At 68.1% G+C, this 16,996-nt stretch carries 14 protein-coding genes; 7 read left to right on the forward strand and 7 right to left on the reverse strand.

The window, feature by feature from the left end; translation table 11 throughout:
* Nucleotides 1-2: 2 nt before the first annotated feature.
* Nucleotides 3-578, forward strand: coding sequence for a MarR family winged helix-turn-helix transcriptional regulator (locus tag Y958_RS19895; RefSeq protein WP_088873646.1), 576 nt, complete (start codon nt 3-5; stop codon nt 576-578).
* Nucleotides 579-600: 22 nt separating this feature from the next.
* Here Y958_RS19895 and Y958_RS19900 read toward each other — a convergent pair whose 3' ends face one another.
* Entirely contained in the window at nt 601-1,920 is a 1,320-nt protein-coding gene (locus Y958_RS19900; protein ID WP_088873647.1) for an acetyl-CoA hydrolase/transferase family protein, read from the reverse strand.
* Between the two features lie 363 nt (nt 1,921-2,283).
* Between Y958_RS19900 and Y958_RS19905 the strand changes: the two genes are divergently transcribed.
* Nucleotides 2,284-2,865 carry a hypothetical protein gene (locus tag Y958_RS19905; protein WP_145727678.1) on the forward strand — a complete coding sequence of 194 codons (582 nt, stop codon included), beginning with the start codon at nt 2,284-2,286 and terminating at the stop codon, nt 2,863-2,865.
* Nucleotides 2,866-2,940: 75 nt separating this feature from the next.
* Here Y958_RS19905 and dnaE read toward each other — a convergent pair whose 3' ends face one another.
* From dnaE to Y958_RS19935, 6 genes are all read right to left on the reverse strand, one after another.
* The gene (gene dnaE / locus Y958_RS19910; protein ID WP_088873649.1) at nt 2,941-6,435 is read right to left on the reverse strand and encodes a DNA polymerase III subunit alpha; all 3,495 of its coding nucleotides are present in this window, start codon (nt 6,433-6,435) and stop codon (nt 2,941-2,943) included.
* 175 nt (nt 6,436-6,610) lie between these two features.
* Nucleotides 6,611-8,173, reverse strand: a complete 1,563-nt coding sequence (gene ahpF / locus Y958_RS19915; protein ID WP_088873650.1) for an alkyl hydroperoxide reductase subunit F — start codon at nt 8,171-8,173, stop codon at nt 6,611-6,613.
* Nucleotides 8,174-8,443: 270 nt separating this feature from the next.
* A complete protein-coding gene (ahpC, locus tag Y958_RS19920; RefSeq protein ID WP_040844709.1) occupies nt 8,444-9,007 on the reverse strand; it encodes an alkyl hydroperoxide reductase subunit C in 564 nt (187 codons plus the stop codon).
* 322 nt (nt 9,008-9,329) lie between these two features.
* Nucleotides 9,330-9,848, reverse strand: a complete 519-nt coding sequence (locus Y958_RS19925) for a DUF2059 domain-containing protein (RefSeq protein ID WP_088873651.1) — start codon at nt 9,846-9,848, stop codon at nt 9,330-9,332.
* Between the two features lie 122 nt (nt 9,849-9,970).
* Complete coding sequence (locus Y958_RS19930) at nt 9,971-10,489, reverse strand: DUF2059 domain-containing protein (protein WP_145727679.1); 519 nt, start codon at nt 10,487-10,489, stop codon at nt 9,971-9,973.
* Nucleotides 10,490-10,668: 179 nt separating this feature from the next.
* Nucleotides 10,669-11,676, reverse strand: a complete 1,008-nt coding sequence (locus Y958_RS19935) for a sulfate ABC transporter substrate-binding protein (RefSeq protein WP_211098630.1) — start codon at nt 11,674-11,676, stop codon at nt 10,669-10,671.
* A 537-nt stretch (nt 11,677-12,213) separates the two neighbouring features.
* On the opposite strand from Y958_RS19935, the gene cysG reads away from it, so the two are divergent.
* The 5 genes from cysG to Y958_RS19960 are packed head-to-tail and all read left to right on the forward strand — an operon-like array spanning nt 12,214 to nt 16,996.
* Nucleotides 12,214-13,692, forward strand: a complete 1,479-nt coding sequence (gene cysG / locus Y958_RS19940; RefSeq protein ID WP_088873652.1) for a siroheme synthase CysG — start codon at nt 12,214-12,216, stop codon at nt 13,690-13,692.
* Between the two features lie 13 nt (nt 13,693-13,705).
* Nucleotides 13,706-14,008: a DUF2849 domain-containing protein gene (locus tag Y958_RS19945; protein ID WP_088873653.1), complete on the forward strand. Its 303-nt coding sequence runs from the start codon at nt 13,706-13,708 to the stop codon at nt 14,006-14,008.
* Nucleotides 14,009-14,032: 24 nt separating this feature from the next.
* Nucleotides 14,033-15,784 (forward strand): nitrite/sulfite reductase, encoded by a 1,752-nt coding sequence (locus tag Y958_RS19950; protein ID WP_425600681.1) that lies wholly within the window; start codon nt 14,033-14,035, stop codon nt 15,782-15,784.
* Nucleotides 15,771-16,283 (forward strand): DUF934 domain-containing protein, encoded by a 513-nt coding sequence (locus Y958_RS19955; RefSeq protein ID WP_088873654.1) that lies wholly within the window; start codon nt 15,771-15,773, stop codon nt 16,281-16,283. The genes Y958_RS19950 and Y958_RS19955 overlap by 14 nt, the downstream gene beginning before the upstream one ends.
* Nucleotides 16,280-16,996: a phosphoadenylyl-sulfate reductase gene (locus Y958_RS19960; protein WP_088873655.1), complete on the forward strand. Its 717-nt coding sequence runs from the start codon at nt 16,280-16,282 to the stop codon at nt 16,994-16,996. Before Y958_RS19955 ends, Y958_RS19960 begins: the two co-directional genes overlap by 4 nt.

The following is a 16,996-nucleotide window of genomic DNA, read 5'->3' on the forward strand; positions in this document are numbered from 1 at the left end:
CCATGCCCCTTCCCCGCCCGCAGCCGATGGCGCTGCCGGTCAGCAACCTGACCCTGGACATGGCCCCGCCGGATATGGGCCCCAAACTGGATATGGAGCGCTACGTCCCTGCCTTCCTGAATTCCATCGCCAACAAGCTGTCCAGCGGCGCCTCGCGCCTGTACTTCAAGCACTTCGGCATCGGGGTGGTGGAGTGGCGCATCATCGTCCACCTGGTGGCGGAGCCCTGGTGCACCGCCACCCGCATCTGCCAGATCATCGGCATGGACAAGGCCGCCGTCAGCCGCAGCTACGCCCTGATGGAGGATCGCGGCCTGATCCAGTTTCGCCCGGCGGAGCCCAGGGGCCGCGAGGCCGCCCTGACCGTGGCCGGCCGCGACCTGCACGACCGCATCCTGGTCATGGCGCTGGAGCGGGAGCGGCGCCTGCTGGCCGACTTCAGCCCGCGCGAGGTCGATACCCTGATCAACCTGCTGGGCCGCCTGCAGGCCCGCATCCCCCACGTCAACGCCTACGACCCCACGCCGGAGGAGATCGGCCTGCCGGCAGGGGCCGGGGAGCCGGCCAAAGCCTCCTGAGGGCCTTTTAGCACGCCCGGGGTCAGCACCCGCGGGCGGCGGCGTGCGCCGCCCGCTCCAGCCCCTCGCGGAAGTCGGGATGGGCGATGCCGATCAGCGCCCGGGCCCGCTCCGCCAGCGTCAGGCCGCGCAGGTTCACCACGCCGAATTCGGTGGCGACGTACTGGACGTCGTTGCGCGGCGTCGTCACCGGCCCCGTCAGTCGCGGGACGATGCGTGAGGCGGTGCCACCGGCGGCGGTGGAGTGGCAGGCGATGATGGACTTGCCGCCTTTCGAGGCCGAGGCGCCGCGCACGAAGTCCAGCTGACCGCCTGCGGCGCTGTACTGCCAACCGGCGAGGCATTCCGAATTGCAGGCGCCCTGCAGGTCGACCTCCAGCGTGGCGTTGACGGAGACCACGGTGTCATTCCGGGCGATCACCGCCGGGTTGTTCACATAGTCCACCGGCTGCGCCTCGCAATCCGGGTTGCCGTCGAGGAAATCGTACAGCGCCCGGTCACCCATGGCGAAGGTGAACACCGTCCGCCCCGCGTGGATGGCCTTGCGGCTGTTGTCGACCGCACCCAGGCGCATCAACTCCGCCAGGCCGGGGGTCATCAGTTCGGTGTGGATGCCCATGTGCCGGCGGTCGTGCAGGGCGGCACACACGGCGTCGGGCAGGGCGCCGATACCCATCTGCAGGCAGGCGCCGTCCCCCACCAGATCCGCGATCAGGTGGCCGATCGTCCTGTCGTTGTCCCGAATCCTGGCGGGCGGCACCTCCAGCAGGGGCACCGGGTTCTCCACCAGGGCGGTCACGCGGTCCAGGGGAATGCGGCAATTGCCCAGGACACGGGGCATGGCCGGGTTCACCTCCAGGATTACCTGGCGGGCGCTCTGCGACACAGCCAGGGCGTAGTCGGTATTGGTGCCCAGGCTGAAGCAGCCGTCCGAATCCATGGGCGCCACCGTGGTCAGCAGCACATCCACGTCCACCTGCCGGCTGAGGACGTGCGGCGCCTGGCTGAAGGCGGTGGGGATGAAATCCACCACCGGCAGGTCGTGCGACCCCGCCTCCTTGTCCAGGGCGCGCTCCAGCCCGCCGTGGAACAGGCTGACCGGCCGGACGCGGTGGCGCAGGTCGGACCGCAGCAGGGGGGCGGCGTTGGCGAAGGCCAGCAGGTAGTAGAGCGAGAGATCGCCCACCTGCCCCGCCTCGGCCCGCCGGGCCAATGCGCGCAGCAGGGCCGGCGGCTGCGACACGCCCAGGCCCATGGCGATGCGGGACCCGGAGGGAATCAGGCCCACGGCCGCCTCCGCCGCCATGCGGCGCGCGGCATAGGCCTCGGCGTATGGTCCCATTTTCATCCTCCCGTCCGGCTTGTTCGGACCATCCTGGCATGAAGCCCGGCCGCCGCCACCCCGTTTTTACCGGTCCCCGCTGCCCGGCCGGCCGCTGTAACAAACAAGCCCTATCACCATCCAGATTCGGCCCAATCGCGGACACAATCCGGCGGCACAAGTAACTGCAGGGCAAACTTGAGTATTATCCACGCCCGCGTAGCGAACCACTAAGTTTCACCGAGACCGGACCCTGATCCCGGTTGATGGCGCCGCCTTCCCGCCGCCCTGGGCATTGCGGGAACCTTCCCCTGGTCTTTGGGGTTAAGGCACACGCGGCGCGCCCCATGCGGGTCCGGCTGATCGAAGACGAAGGAGATGGACATGCGGATGCATTTGCTTGCGGCCACGCTGTTGGCCACCGGTCTGATCGGCGGCACGGCCCTGGCCCAGACCGCCGATACCCCGGCCACCGGCCCGAACGACACGATTTCCCCGCCCGAGGCCAATTCCCCGCCGCCCGCCCCCATGGGTGACGAGGGCATGATCGGCCCGGCGACCACCACCACGACCTCTTCCCAGTCCTACAGCACCGAGAGCCACACCTACATCGTGCGGCCCAAGGGCATGATCTCGACCGGCACCGGCAAGGTGAACACCGCCATGAAGCCGGGCGACACCGTGCCCAAGCCCACCTGCCTGGAGGGCACGGAGCCGCGCGTGTGGACCGCCCCGGTGGTGTTCGGCATGCCGCAGGGCAAGGGCCGGGTGGAAGGCATCGACACCTGGGTCGAGAACCAGGGCGGCCAGTGGGTGATCAAGTCGGCCATGCGGGCCGGCGAAGGCGACGCCCCGGTCAGCGACAAGGGCCAGGGCGGCTGGGTCGAGGTCAGCACCATGTGCGCCCTGCCCGGCGTGACCGACAGCCAGCGTGAGGCCGGCGCCATGCAGGGCGCCATGAACTAAACGTGGCCCATGTCTGACGCGTCTGACGCGTGAAGGGCGGTTCCCAGCCGGGGGCCGCCCTTCTCATATGCGGGATCAGATATCCTGGACGTCGATGACGCCGGGGATGGAGCGCAAGGCGGACCGGCTGGCGCTGCTGATCTGGTAGGCCTGGGGCAGCACCAGTTCCACCTCCAGCCGGTCGATCTCCACCATCAGGTGGATCTTGCCCCGGCCGGCGGGCAGGCGCTTCAGTACCGTCTGCAAGCCTTCCACCGGCGCCTGGTCCTTCAGCGTCACCCGCAGGCCGGACGCGACCTTGGCGACCTCGTCCTCCAGCAGTTGCACGCCGCTGCCGGTCAGGCGCAGCTCCTCCCCGTTCTGCTGCACGTCCACCGTCATCAGCACGGCCTTGCCCGGCTCCAGATGCTCGCGCGCCGGGGCCAGCGCCTCGGAGAACAGGGTCACCTCATACACGCCGGAGGCGTCCGACATGCCGATGAAGGCGAAGCGGTTGCCGCTCTTGGCCGTGCGCTCCTGCCGGGCGACGACGATGCCCGCCATGCGGAAGCGGGTGGAGCCGCCGCCGCGCGCCACGATGCCGGGCAGGTCGGCGAAACGCACCACCTTCAGCTTGGCCAAGGGGGCGGCGAACGCGTCCAGCGGATGGGCCGACAGATAGAAGCCGATGGCCTCGAACTCGTGCCGCAGCTTTTCCAGCGGTTCCCAATCCACCACGCGCGGCAGTTCCGGCGCCTTCAGCGGGGCGGACGCGCCGAACAGGCTGTTCATGCCGCTCTCGCGCTCGGCCGCCTCGGCCTGGGCGTAGCGCAACATGATTTCGATGGCGGAATGAACCTGGTGGCGGTTGGGCACCAGGCTGTCGAAGGCGCCGGCGGCGGCCAGGTTTTCCAGCTGGCGCTTGTTGATGACCTTGTTGTCCAGGCGGCGGGCGAAGTCGAACAGGTCGCGATAAGGGCCATTGGCGTCCCGCTCCGCCACCACCGCCGCCATGGCCGGCCCGCCCACGCCCTTGACCGCCGCCAGGGCGTAGCGCACGGCGCGGTCGCCGTTGGGCAGATTCTCCACGCGGAAGATGTCGCCCGAGTGGTTGATGTCCGGTGGCAGCAGCTTGATCTTCAGCCGGTCCAGTTCCTGCCGGAACTGGTTCAGCTTGTCGGTGTTGCCCAGATCCAGCGTCATGGACGCGGCCATGAACTCCACCGGGTAGTTGGCCTTGAGATAGGCCGTCTGGTAGGCGACCAGGGCGTAAGCGGCGGCGTGCGACTTGTTGAAGCCGTAGCCGGCGAACTTGTTCACCTGGTCGAAGATAAGACCCGCCTGTTCCGCGTCCACCCCGCGCGCCGTGGCGCCGTCGACGAACTTGGAGCGTTCCTTCTCCATCTCCTCCTTGATCTTCTTGCCCATGGCGCGGCGCAGCAGGTCGGCGCCGCCCAGGCTGTACCCGGCCAGCACCTGGGCGATCTGCATCACCTGTTCCTGGTACACCATGATCCCGAAGGTCTCCTTCAGGATGGGCTCCAGCGAGGGATGCATGTAGTCGGGCTCCTCCTGCCCGTCCTTGACCTTGATGTACTTGGGGATGTTGTCCATCGGGCCCGGCCGGTACAGCGAAACCAGCGCGATGATGTCCTCGATGCGGTTGGGCTTCATGCGGCGCAGCACGTCGCGCATGCCCGAACTTTCCAGCTGGAACACGCCTGACGCCTCGGCCCGGCCCAGCAGCCTGTAGGTCTTTTCGTCGTAGAGGTCGAGGTTGAGCAGGTCCAGGTCGGGATTGCGCGGCCGGATCAGCTCCACCGCCTTCTGCAGCACGGTCAGGGTCTTCAGGCCCAGGAAGTCGAACTTCACCAGGCCGGCCAGTTCCACATACTTCATGTTGAACTGGGTGACCGGCATGTCCGACCGGGGATCGCGGTACAGCGGCACCAGTTGGTCCAGCGGGCGGTCGCCGATCACCACGCCGGCGGCGTGGGTGGAGGCGTGGCGGTACAGGCCTTCCAGCTTCAGCGCCACGCCGATCAGGCGATCCACCGTCTCATCCTGGCGGCGCATCTCCTGCAACAGCGGCTCGCCGTCCAGCGCCTCCTGCAGGGTGACGGGGTTGGCCGGGTTGTTGGGCACCATCTTGCAGATGCGGTCGACCTGGCCGTAGGGCATCTGCAGCACGCGCCCCACGTCGCGCAGCACGGCACGGGCCTGCAGCTTACCGAAGGTGATGATCTGGGCCACGCGGTCGTGGCCGTATTTGGCCTGGACGTAGCGGATGACCTCGTCACGGCGGTCCTGGCAGAAGTCCACGTCGAAGTCGGGCATGGACACGCGTTCGGGGTTCAGGAAACGCTCGAACAGCAGACCGAAACGGATGGGGTCCAGGTCGGTGATGAGCAGCGACCAGGCGACCAGCGAGCCGGCGCCCGAGCCGCGGCCCGGCCCCACGGGGATGCCGTTGTCCTTGGCCCACTTGATGAAGTCCGACACGATGAGGAAGTAGCCGGGGAACTTCATCCGCTCGATGACGGACAGCTCGTAATCCAGGCGCTCGCGGTAGCGCTTCTCCGTGTCCGCCTTCTCCTCCTCCCCCATCTCGGGCGTGAAGACATAGCGGTTCAGGCGGAAGGTCAGGCCGTCATGGGCCTGGGCGCGCAGCTCCTCCGCCTCCGTCCGGCCTTCCACGGTGGGGAAGTTGGGCAGGATGGGGTTGATCTTGCGCGGCATGTAGGCGCAGCGCTGAGCCACCACCACCGTGTTGTCCACCGCCTCCGGCAGGTCGGCGAACAGCGCCCGCATCTCCTGGGCACTCTTGAAGTAGTGGTCCGGCGTCAGGCGGCGGCGGTCGTCCTGCATGATGAAGGCGCCGTCGGCGATGCACAGCAGGGCGTCGTGCGCCTCGTACATGTCGGCGGTGGCGAAGTAGCAGTCGTTGGTGGCGACCAGCGGCAGGTCGTGGGCGTAGGCCAGATCGACCAGCGCGCCCTCGATGCGCTGCTCCGCCCGGCCGATGGCCGTGTCCTTGTCATGCCGCATCAGCTCGACATAGAGGCGCCCCGGGAACAGGCGCTTCAGTTCCAGCAGCAGCTCGGCCGCGGCCGGCGCCTGGCCCTCCAGCAGCAGGCGCCCCACCCCGCCGTGGATGCCGCCGGTCAGCGCGATCAGGCCATCGCTATGCCCGTCCAGCGCCGCCATGGACACCTGGGGCTCCAGCCCCGGCTCCGTCTCCATGTACGCCTTGCTGATCAGTTCCATCAGGTTGGCGTAGCCCGTGGCGTTCTGGGCCAGCAGCACCAGCTGGTCGGCGCCGAAGGTGCCGGGGCGCTGCGGCCCGCGCGTGGTGGCGACGGGACCCCAGCGGCCGATCCACATCTGGCAGCCGACAATGGGCTGCACGCCCGCGTCCGACGCCGCCATGGCGAATTCCAGGCTGCCGAACAGGTTGCCGGTGTCCGTCACCGCCACCGCCGGCATGGCGTTCTTGGTGCACAGCTTCACCAGTTCCTTCACCTTGATCGCCCCCTCGGACAGCGAGTAGGCGGAATGGGTGCGCAGGTGGATGAAGCCGGGATGGGACATGGGGGCGGAACGGTCCGGGACAGGGGCGGGATAGGCAGTTTACGAAGGCCGCGAAGGCCGCGTCACCTGTCCTCTCGGCAACCCCGATTCCCCCAATGAAAACGCCCACCTGGAGAGGGCGCCGGACGGGTCCGGCACCACCCCAGGTGGGCGCTGTACTCTACGCTGTCGCGACTCAGGCGGCCTGGACCGAGGAGCGGATCAGGTGGTCGAAGGCGCCCAGGGAGGCCTTGGCCCCCTCGCCCATGGCGATGATGATCTGCTTGTAGGGCACCGTGGTGACGTCGCCGGCGGCGAAGATGCCGGGGACGGAGGTTTCACCATGGTGGCCGACGATCACCTCGCCGCGCTGGGTCAGTTCCACCGTGCCGCGCAGCCAGTCCGTATTGGGCAGCAGGCCGATCTGCACGAAGATGCCCTCCAGCGCCAAGCGGTGCGTCTCGCCCGTGGTGCGGTCCTTGTAGACCAGGCCGTTCACCTTGTTGCCGTCGCCCGTGACCTCGGTGGTCTGGGCCTGGGTCAGGATGGTGACGTTGGCCAGGCTTTTCAGCTTGGTCACCAGCACCGCGTCGGCGCGCAGCTGGCTGTCGAACTCCAGCAGCGTGACATGGGCGACGATGCCGGCCAGATCGATGGCCGCCTCGACGCCGGAGTTGCCGCCGCCGATCACCGCCACGCGCTTGCCCTTGAACAGGGGGCCGTCGCAGTGCGGGCAGAAGGCAACGCCCTTTGTCTTGTACTGTTCCTCGCCCGGCACCTTCATCTCGCGCCACCGTGCGCCGGTGGCCAGGATCAGGGCCTTGGCCTTCAGCTTGGCGCCGCTTTCCAGCGTCACTTCGTGCAGGCCGTCGACCGTGGCCAGGGCCTTGGCGCGCTGCTGGTTCATGATGTCCACCTCATAGGTGCGGACATGCTCTTCCAAGCTGCGGACCAGCTTCGGCCCTTCCGTCGCGGTGACGGAGATGAAGTTCTCGATGCCCAGCGTGTCCATGACCTGGCCGCCGAAGCGCTCGGCCACGATGCCGGTGCGGATGCCCTTGCGGGCGGCATAGATGGCGGCCGCGGCACCGGCGGGGCCACCGCCCACCACCAGCACGTCGAAGGGGTCCTTGGCGTCGATCTTGGCGGCCTCGCGGGCGACGGAGCTGGTGTCCAGCTTCGCCAGGATCTCCTCCAGCTCCATGCGGCCCTGGCCGAAGGGCTCGCCGTTCAGGAAGATGGCCGGCACGCCCATGATCTGGCGCCGGGTCACCTCATCCTGGAAGACGCCACCATCGATCATCTCATGGCGGATGCGGGGGTTCAGCACCGCCATCAGGTTCAGGGCCTGCACCACGTCCGGGCAGTTGTGGCAGGTCAGCGAGATGAAGGTCTCGAAGTGGTAATCGCCCTCGATGGCCTTGATCTGCGCGATGACCTCGTCGCTGACCTTGGGCGGATAGCCGCCGGCCTGCAGCAGCGCCAGCACCAGCGAGGTGAACTCGTGGCCCATGGGCAGGCCGCTGAAGCGGATGCCGATGTCGCCGGCCGGGCGATTGACGGTGAAGGACGGGCGGCGGCCGGCGCCATCCACGTTCTCGTTGATGTTCACCAGGGTGGAGGCTTCGGCGATGTCGGCCAGCAGCTCCATCATCTGGCGGGAGGTGGCGCTATCGTCCGGGTAAGCAACAATCTCGATCGGCTGCTTCACCCGTTCCAGATAGGCCTTCAATTGGGTCTTGAGATTGGCGTCCAACATCGGGGCGGGCTTTCTGGCGGAGATTGGGGGAAAGGGCGGGCAAAGAGGGAGCGGTCACCGGCGCCAGGAAAGGCGGCCAGATGGGCATTTTGAAACGTAATGTCACAGGCGGACTGTTCAAGCGGGCGCGCCACCGATGACGTCGCGGCGGCATCGCGGCCCGGACCTAAGCCTCCGAGGGCGCTAGGCCGGGAGGCATCCGGGGACCCGAAGGCCCCCGGACAGGGACCGGGACGTCGCCGTCCCGGTCCGGCATCAACCAACGAGGGATCAGATCTTGCCGACCAGATCCAGCGACGGCTTCAGGGTCTCGGCACCCTCGGTCCACTTGGCCGGGCACACTTCGCCGGGGTGGGCGGCGACGTACTGGGCGGCCTTCACCTTGCGCAGCAGCTCACCCGCGTCACGGCCAATGCCGTTGTCGTGGATTTCGCACAGCTTGATCTGGCCTTCGGGGTTGATCACAAAGGTGCCGCGCAGGGCCAAGCCCTCTTCCTCGATCAGGACGTCGAAGTTGCGGGCCAGCACGGCGGTCGGGTCGCCGACCAGCGGGTACCCCACCTTGGAGATGGTGTCAGAGGTGTCGTGCCAGGCCTTGTGAGCGAAGTGGGTGTCGGTCGACACGCCGTAGATCTCCACGCCCAGCTTCTGGAACTCGGCGTAGTTGTCAGCCAGGTCGCCCAGCTCGGTCGGGCACACGAAGGTGAAGTCGGCCGGGTAGAACACCACCACGGACCACTTGCCCTTCAGGTCGGCTTCGGTCACGGGCACGAACTTGCCGTTGTGGTAAGCGGTCGCCTTGAAGGGCTTCACTTCGGTATTGATGAGAGACATCGTTAATTCCTTGGCTGTTGAATTAATGAATCGCGGTTGGTTTCGGCGGGGCGCCCCGGCCGCGACCCCCATCCGGGACCCTGCGGCGTTCGCCCTTCCGACGAACAGGACCATACCGGCATCTTAGAATAATTCCAATTATAAAAATTGAGAGCCGTTTGCAGTCGCAGCATGCCAGCGTCGCGATGCGCGACGGGCCCCACCCCTTGGCATGGCGCCGGGCGGGGCGATTGGGCGGGGTGATGGTCCCGGACCAACCGGTGCGGGCCGGCCGGGTCCCACCTTATAAGCAGCGGCGGTGAAGCGCCACCCGCTAAGCCCCTCATCCCTGGGGGATGGTCAAGCCCTCGCCCCTGCAGGCGGCGACGAAGTCATTCAACACCTTGCCTATCACCTGCGGCACCATGGCCTTGGACTTGGCCATGGTCTGCTGCATGACCTTTGGCATCTGGGTGATCAGCTTGGCGCCGGCCGGCGTGTCATAGAACGCCAGCACCTGCTCCAGCTCCGCTTCCGTGAACAGCTCCGCATAGGTCGTGGCGATGGCGTCGGTCATGGGGGCCAGGGCCGTTTTGAAATCCGGCAGCAACCGCTTGTCGACCAGGCCCTGCACGTCGGCCTCCCGACCCGGGTTGGCGATCTTCAGCTTCTGCACCAGGGGATCGATGGCCACAGGCAGTATCTGCTGCATCAGGTCGCCGGTGTGCGTCTTCTCTATCAGCTTGTGCGCCAGCTCCAGCGATTTCGGCGACGGTGTTCCGGCATTCTGGGCGAAGGCCGGAACGGCGACCATGACCCACGCGCCGATCAAGCCGGCGGCAATTCCCTTCAACAAGCGCATTCCCCTTCCAGTAAGGCCGAATTCGGCGCCGCCAGCGTAACCCGTCACCCGGTCGGGCGCGACAGCGAACCGCCACTTATGGCTGAATGTCGCAGGGAAGATTACATCGGTAGGACGACCCTTCACCCCTGGGGCACGACCAGGCCCTTGCCCTTGCAGGCGGTGACGAAGTTTCCCAGCACGGGACCCAGGGCCTGGGGCAGGACGGCCTGCGCCCGGGCCCGGCCCCGCTGCTGCACGCCCGGCATCTCCTTCAGCATCTTGGCCCCCGCCGGCGAGTCGTAGAAGGCCAGGATGGCCGAAAGCTCCGCCTCGGTGAAGCGCGCGGCGTAGGCCTGGGCATAACCGTCGATGACTGGCGCCATGGCCTTGCGGAAATCCGGCAGCAGCGTGCGCTCGAACAGGGCGTCGACATCGGCCTCGCGCCCCGGGTTGGCGGCCTTCAGGTTGAAGGTCAGCGGCTGGACGGTGGCGCCCAGGACCTGCTGCATCAGGTCGTCGGCGTTGACCCTGTCCGCCAGCGCCCGGGCCAGTTCCAGGGCCTTCGGTGTGGGCACCGCCACCTGGGCCAAGGCTGGCGCCGCCACCATCATGACCACCAGGTACAGCCCAGCCACGCGGGCGGCGATTCTCTTGCGCATTCCCGTTCCTCCCGTCATGGCCCCTGTCATAGCTACGGGGCCTTATGTCAGGTGACCTTAGCGCCAGGGGTGCGGGATTCGGAAGATGGGGGGCGGCCCTCTACGCCTAAATGCCAAACGCCGCCGCCCGGCATCCCGGACGGCGGCGTCGCTGATCGGTACGGCGATGGCGCGCCGGCTCAGCCCGGCTGGTACAGCTGGTCGAAGGTGCCGCCATCGGCGAAGTGGGTCTTGTGGGCGTCGTGCCAGCCGCCGAACGTGGTGATGTCGAACAGCTCCACCTTGGCGAACTTGTTCACCACCTCCTGCAGCACCACCGGGTCGCGCGGACGGTAGAAGTGCTTGGTGGCCAGGATCTGGGCCGGCTGGGTGTACAGCGTCTGCAGGTAGGCCTCCGCCACCCGGCGGGTGCCGTGGCGGTCCACCACCTTGTCCACCACCGCCACCGGCGGCTCCGCCAGGACGGAGACGGACGGGGTCACCAGCTCGAACTCGCCCGGGCCCAGTTCCTGGATGGCCAGGTAGGCCTCGTTCTCCCAGGCGAGCAGCACATCGCCCAGGCCGCGCTGCACGAAGGTGGTGGTGGCGCCACGCGCGCCGGTGTCCAGCACCGGCACCTTCTTGAACAGCGCCTTGATGAAGTCGCGGGCCGCCGCGTCGCCGCCCTTGGCGCGGGCGTAGCCCCAGGCCGCCAGGTAGTTCCAGCGGGCGCCGCCGGATGTCTTGGGATTGGGGGTGATGACCTCCACCCCCGGCTTCAGCAGGTCCGGCCAGTCCTTGATGCCCTTGGGGTTGCCCTTGCGCACCAGGAACACGATGGTGCTGGTGTAGGGTGTGGAATTGAAGGGCAGGCGCTTCTGCCAATCCTTATTGATCAGGCCGCCATTCTCGACGATAGCGTCGATATCGTAGGCCAGCGCCAGCGTGACCACGTCGGCCTCCAGCCCGTCGATGACGGCGCGGGCCTGCTTGCCCGACCCGCCGTGCGAGGTGTTGACGCTGACCTGATCGCCGCCCGAGGCCTTGGCCCATTCCTTGGCGAACAGGTCGCCGTATTCCTTGTAGAATTCGCGCGTCGGGTCATAGGAGACGTTCAGCAGCTGCGAGGCGGAGCGCGCACGCACCGACCCCAGCATGGCCACGCCGGCGGCACCCGCCATGGCGGTCAACAGTGTTCTGCGATGCATCGGATTCCCCCTCGGTAGTGCGAGCCCCGGCCCGGAATCTGATGTCCTGACCCCGGAGCCCCGGCGGAGGAAGACGCCGCCCTGCGACAGGACATCGCACCCCACCCGCGCTGTTGACGCCCATGACAAACGACACCGCAATCTGTGTCAACCGAAACATTAATAACAAATAATTGATGTTATTATGAGTCGTCCAGATTCCCTGGTGCCCGATTGCGCCGCCAAGCCAAGGCTTTGCCTGGATCCGCCACAATTAACCAAAATGCCGATGTGGAATTGGAAGCGGATCACACCATGTCGGCGCATGGCAGTGTTGCGGCCCCCCATCCGTTCCCCGCGTCGTCACCGTCGCCCTTCCCGCAATTTTGTCACAGAAGCTTGAAGGAAAATGGTTTTCCATAACCCGAGGCCATCGCCCCAGCCGTGGTGCCGGGCCTGGGACTATCCGGATGCCAGAACGCTAGAACCTCGACAAACATGCCGTTTACGAACACATTATGAGAGAACGTTGACGCTTTCACAGGAATATTCCGTACAATGTCCGCCGCCTTCCCCCTGTTCCTGACACTGACCGGCCAGACGGTGCTGATCGTCGGTGGGGGGGAATTGGCCCTGCGCAAGGCGCGCCTGGTGGCGGGCGCCGGCGGCGACGGCCGCGGCGCACGCTTGGTGGTGGTGGCGCCCGAAGTGCACCCGGACCTGGCCGCGCTGGCCGCCGAGGTGCGCCGCCGCCCCTTCGCCGCCTCTGATTTGGATGGCGTCACCTTGGTGTTCGCCGCCGGCGAGGATGAGGATGAGGCGGCCCGGGTGGCCGACCTCGCCCGCGCCCGGGGCCTGCTGGTCAACGTGCCGGATCGCCCCGCCCTGTCCACCTTCATCATGCCGGCCATCGTCGACCGGGGGCCCATCACGGTGGCCATTTCCACCGGCGGCACCTCACCCGTCCTGGCCCGCCGCCTGCGCGCCCGCATCGAGGCGGCGCTGGAACCGGGCCTGGGGCGGCTGGCCACCTTCCTCGACGGCTTCCGCACCGCCGTCCGCGCTGTGAAATCCGACGAGACCGCGCGCCGCCGCTTCTGGGAGCGGGTGATCGACGGCCCCGTCGCCCAGCGCTTCCTGGCCGGTGACGAGGCTGGCGCGCATGAGCAGCTGGTGAAGGCCCTGAACGCCGGTGATGCCGGTGACGCCATCGAAGGCGGCTCCGTCGCCTTGGTGGGTGCCGGCCCCGGCGACCCGGATCTGCTGACCCTGCGCGCCCTGCGCGTGCTGCAGAACGCCGACGTGGTGGTGCATGACAAACTGGTGGACGACCGCATCCTGGATTACGTCCGCCGCGACGCCCGCCGCGTCTATGTCGGCAAGTCCAAGTCCTGCCACACCGTCAGCCAGGATGAGATCAACGCCCTGCTGGTGCGCGAGGCCCAGGCCGGCCACCGTGTTGTCCGGCTGAAGGGCGGCGACCCCTTCATCTTCGGCCGGGGGGGCGAGGAGATGGCCGTGCTGCGCGCCGCCGGCGTGGCGGTGGAACTGGTGCCCGGCATCACTGCCGCCGTGGGCTGCGCCGCCGCCACCGGCATTCCCCTGACCCATCGCGGCCTGGCCCAGGGCATCACCCTGGTGACCGCGCATGGCGCCGCCGCCGAGGGCGGTTCGGCCGAGCCCGCCATCGACTGGACGGCCCTGGCCCGCCTGGACCACACGCTGGCCGTCTACATGGGCCTGAGCAAGGCCGGCCTGGTGGCCGAGCGCCTGATCGCCGCCGGCAAGGCGCCCGGCACCCCGGTCGCCGTGGTGCAGAATGGCACGCGCCCGGACCAGACCCTGGCCGTGGGCCGACTGGCCGACCTGGGCGCGCTGGCCGCCGGCCTGGCCGGTCCCGCCCTGATCCTGGTGGGGGAGGTCGTGACCCTGGCCGACCCCTCAAAAATCGCCGCCGATATTTTCACCACCGTTAGCTCCGCCCCGGGCCGCCTCGGCGACACGACCCCGGAACGCGGGCTGAAAGCCGCCGTCTGAAGAGGATAGTCCCATGGCCCGCGTTACCGACGCCCCCAAGGTCGTCACCGCCAACCGCCTGCAGGACGGCGCCGTCGTCTGGCTGACCGCCGCCGGTACGTGGTCCACCCGCGTGGCCGACGCCCAGGTTCAGACCGACGCGCCCTCGGCGGAGACGGCCCTGGGCATCGCCCGCGCGTCTGCCGCCCGGCAGGAGGTGGTGGAGCCCTATGCCGTGGACGTGGTGGTGGAAGCCACCGGCCCCCGGCCCCTGAAGACGCGGGAGTGGATCCGCGCCGCCGGCCCCAGCATCGACGCCATCCCCACGGCGGCGTGACGTCGGCGCCCCCAAAATTCCCGCATGAATGAAGATCACATCGAGCTTGCCGTCATGAGCCCCTCCGCCGCCGCCCGTCAGATCGACCCGCCCGCCAACGGCCTGCCCAGCCATGCCGGCATCTACCACTACGACCAAGTGGACCGCGATTTCCTGAAGGAGCGGGTGGAGCAGTTCCGCCGCCAGGTGGCCCGCCGCCTGGCCGGGGAGCTGACGGAGGACGAGTTCAAGCCGCTGCGCCTGATGAATGGCCTGTACCTGCAGCTGCACGCCTACATGCTGCGCATCGCCGTGCCCTACGGCATCCTGACCAGCCGCCAGGTGCGCCAGTTCGGCCGCATCGCCCGGCAGTACGACAAGGGCTTCGGCCACTTCACCACCCGCCAGAACCTGCAGTTCAACTGGATCAAGCTGGTGGATGTGCCCGCCATCCTGGACCTGCTGGCCGAGGTGGACATGCACGCCATCCAGACCAGCGGCAACTGCATCCGCAACGTGACCTCCGACCAGTTCGCCGGTGTGGCCAGCGATGAGGTGGTGGACCCCCGCCACTATGCCGAGGTGCTGCGCCAGTGGTCGACGCTGCACCCGGAATTCTCGTTCCTGCCGCGCAAGTTCAAGATCGCCATCACCGGCAGCAGCGCCGACCGCGCCGCCATCTGCATCCACGACGTGGGCCTGATCGCCAAGCGCGACGCCGAGGGTGCCGTCGGGTTCGAGGTCTATGTCGGCGGCGGCCTGGGCCGCACGCCCTTCATCGCCAAGAAGCTGCGCGACTTCCTGCCCGAGGATGAACTGATCGCCTATCTGGAGGCGGTCTTGCGCGTCTACAACGCCTATGGCCGGCGCGACAACATCTACAAGGCGCGCATCAAGATCCTGGTGCATGAGTTGGGCATCGACACCTTCCGCGACGAGGTGGAGGCCGAGTTCGCCCGCATGCCGGTGGCCCAGTACCGGCTGGAGCCGGCCATCCTGGACGGCATCCGCGCCCGCTTCGCCAGCCAGCCCTATGAGGTGCTGGAGCCCATCTCAGGCGTCCTGGCCCGGGCACGGCTGGAGGACCAGGCTTTCAACCGCTGGGTCCGCACCAATGTCGCCGCCCACCGCCAACCGGGCTATGCCATCGCCACCATCACCCTGAAGCCGGCGGGCGGCATTCCAGGCGACGTCTCGGCGGAGCAGGTGGATGTCATCGCCGACCTGGCCGACCGCTACAGCTTCGGCGAAATCCGGGTGACGCATGAGCAGAACCTGGTGCTGGCCCATGTGCGCCAGGACGACCTGCCGGCCTTGTGGAAGGCGCTGGCCGACATTGGCTTCGGCGAGGCCAATTCCGGCCTGATCACCGACATCATCGCCTGCCCGGGCCTGGACTACTGCGCCCTGGCCAACGCCCGCTCCATCCCCCTGGCCCAGCGCATTTCCGAGCGCTTCGCCGACCTGGACCGCCAGCACGACATCGGTGAGCTGAAGATCAAGATCAGCGGCTGCATCAACGCCTGCGGCCATCACCATGTCGGCCATATCGGCATCCTGGGCGTCGACAAGAAGGGGGTCGAAGCCTACCAGCTGACGCTGGGCGGCTCGGCCGCCGAGGTGGGCGCCATCGGCGACATCATGGGCCCGGCCCTGTCGGCCGACGAGACGCTGGACGCCATCGATGCCGTGGTCGGCGTCTATCTGGACCGGCGCCAGGACGGGGAACGCTTCCTCGACACCCTGGCCCGCATCGGTCACACCCCGTTCAAGGACAAGGTCTATGCCGCTCATTGAAACCGGAAAGCTGGTCGACGACGCCTGGGTGCACCTGGGTGACGACGACGCCCTGCCGGCGGCGGACGTGCCCGTCATCGTCAGCCTGGCCCGGTTCCACAAGGACCGCGACACCCTGGTGGGCCGCAACGGCGGCCTGGGCATCTGGCTCGCCAGCAGCCAGCACCCCAAGGATATCGCCGACCACCTGGCGGACTTCGCCCTGGTGGCGCTGGACTTCCCCAAGTTCCGCGACGGCCGCGGCTTCACCATCGCCCGCGAGCTGCGCGAGCATCTGGGCTATCGCGGTGTCATCCGCGCCACCGGCCACACCCTGCCCGACCAGTATCTGGCCCTGGTCCGCTGCGGCGTCAGCCAGGTGGAGATTCCGGAAGGCCGCGACCCGGCCCTGTGGGCCCACGCCCTGACCGAGATCAGCACCGCCTACCAGGTGTCGGTGGCGGGCCCCCTGTCCATGGCGCGGCTGTCGCGCCACAAGAAGACGGAGCATGCAGCGTGACCGCGACAGGCGACCGGGCGGCCGATCTGGCCCGGACCTACGCCGGCCTGACGGGCCCGGCATTGCTGGAACCCCTGCTGACGCGGGAACTGAAGGGTGAGATCGCCCTGGTTTCCTCCTTCGGCGCGGAATCCGCCGTGCTGCTGCACATGGTGGCGGAGATCGACCCGGCCACGCCGGTCCTCTTCCTGAACACCGGTAAGCTGTTTGGCGAAACCCTGCGCTACCGCCGTGAGCTGGTGGCGCGCCTGGGCCTGACCGACGCCCGGGAGATCAAGCCGCTGCCCGAAGATGTCGCCGCCCGCGACGCCGACGGCCTGCTGTGGCGCACCAACCCGGACGCCTGCTGCCGCTTCCGCAAGGTGGAGCCGCTGAACCGCGCGCTGGAGGGCTTCAGCGCCTGGATCACGGGGCGCAAGCGCTTCCAGGCCAGCACCCGCGCCGACCTGGTGACCATTGAGGCGGCCGAAGGCCGGCTGAAGGTCAACCCGCTGGCCGACTGGGACCGTGACGATCTGGTGGCCTATCTGGACCGCCATGACCTGCCGCGCCACCCGCTGGAAGCCGACGGCTATCTCTCCATCGGCTGCATGCCCTGCACCGACCGCGTCGCCCCGGGCGACGATGTGCGGTCCGGCCGCTGGTCCGGCATGGGCAAGACGGAATGCGGCATCCATCTGCCGCTGTCCGCCGTGGCGGCGCCCTCCAGCTAA

Source organism: Nitrospirillum viridazoti CBAmc (assembly GCF_000730165.1).
Taxonomy (GTDB): domain Bacteria; phylum Pseudomonadota; class Alphaproteobacteria; order Azospirillales; family Azospirillaceae; genus Nitrospirillum; species Nitrospirillum viridazoti.

Coding starts and splice junctions, on each gene's coding strand:
- Y958_RS19895 (WP_088873646.1), top strand. CDS start 3: ATGCCCCTTCCCCGCCCGCAGCCGATGGCGCTGCCGGTCAGCAACCTG.
- Y958_RS19900 (WP_088873647.1), bottom strand. CDS start 1,920: ATGGGACCATACGCCGAGGCCTATGCCGCGCGCCGCATGGCGGCGGAG.
- Y958_RS19905 (WP_145727678.1), top strand. CDS start 2,284: ATGCGGATGCATTTGCTTGCGGCCACGCTGTTGGCCACCGGTCTGATC.
- dnaE (WP_088873649.1), bottom strand. CDS start 6,435: ATGTCCCATCCCGGCTTCATCCACCTGCGCACCCATTCCGCCTACTCG.
- ahpF (WP_088873650.1), bottom strand. CDS start 8,173: ATGTTGGACGCCAATCTCAAGACCCAATTGAAGGCCTATCTGGAACGG.
- ahpC (WP_040844709.1), bottom strand. CDS start 9,007: ATGTCTCTCATCAATACCGAAGTGAAGCCCTTCAAGGCGACCGCTTAC.
- Y958_RS19925 (WP_088873651.1), bottom strand. CDS start 9,848: ATGCGCTTGTTGAAGGGAATTGCCGCCGGCTTGATCGGCGCGTGGGTC.
- Y958_RS19930 (WP_145727679.1), bottom strand. CDS start 10,489: ATGCGCAAGAGAATCGCCGCCCGCGTGGCTGGGCTGTACCTGGTGGTC.
- Y958_RS19935 (WP_211098630.1), bottom strand. CDS start 11,676: ATGCATCGCAGAACACTGTTGACCGCCATGGCGGGTGCCGCCGGCGTG.
- cysG (WP_088873652.1), top strand. CDS start 12,214: ATGTCCGCCGCCTTCCCCCTGTTCCTGACACTGACCGGCCAGACGGTG.
- Y958_RS19945 (WP_088873653.1), top strand. CDS start 13,706: ATGGCCCGCGTTACCGACGCCCCCAAGGTCGTCACCGCCAACCGCCTG.
- Y958_RS19950 (WP_425600681.1), top strand. CDS start 14,033: ATGAATGAAGATCACATCGAGCTTGCCGTCATGAGCCCCTCCGCCGCC.
- Y958_RS19955 (WP_088873654.1), top strand. CDS start 15,771: ATGCCGCTCATTGAAACCGGAAAGCTGGTCGACGACGCCTGGGTGCAC.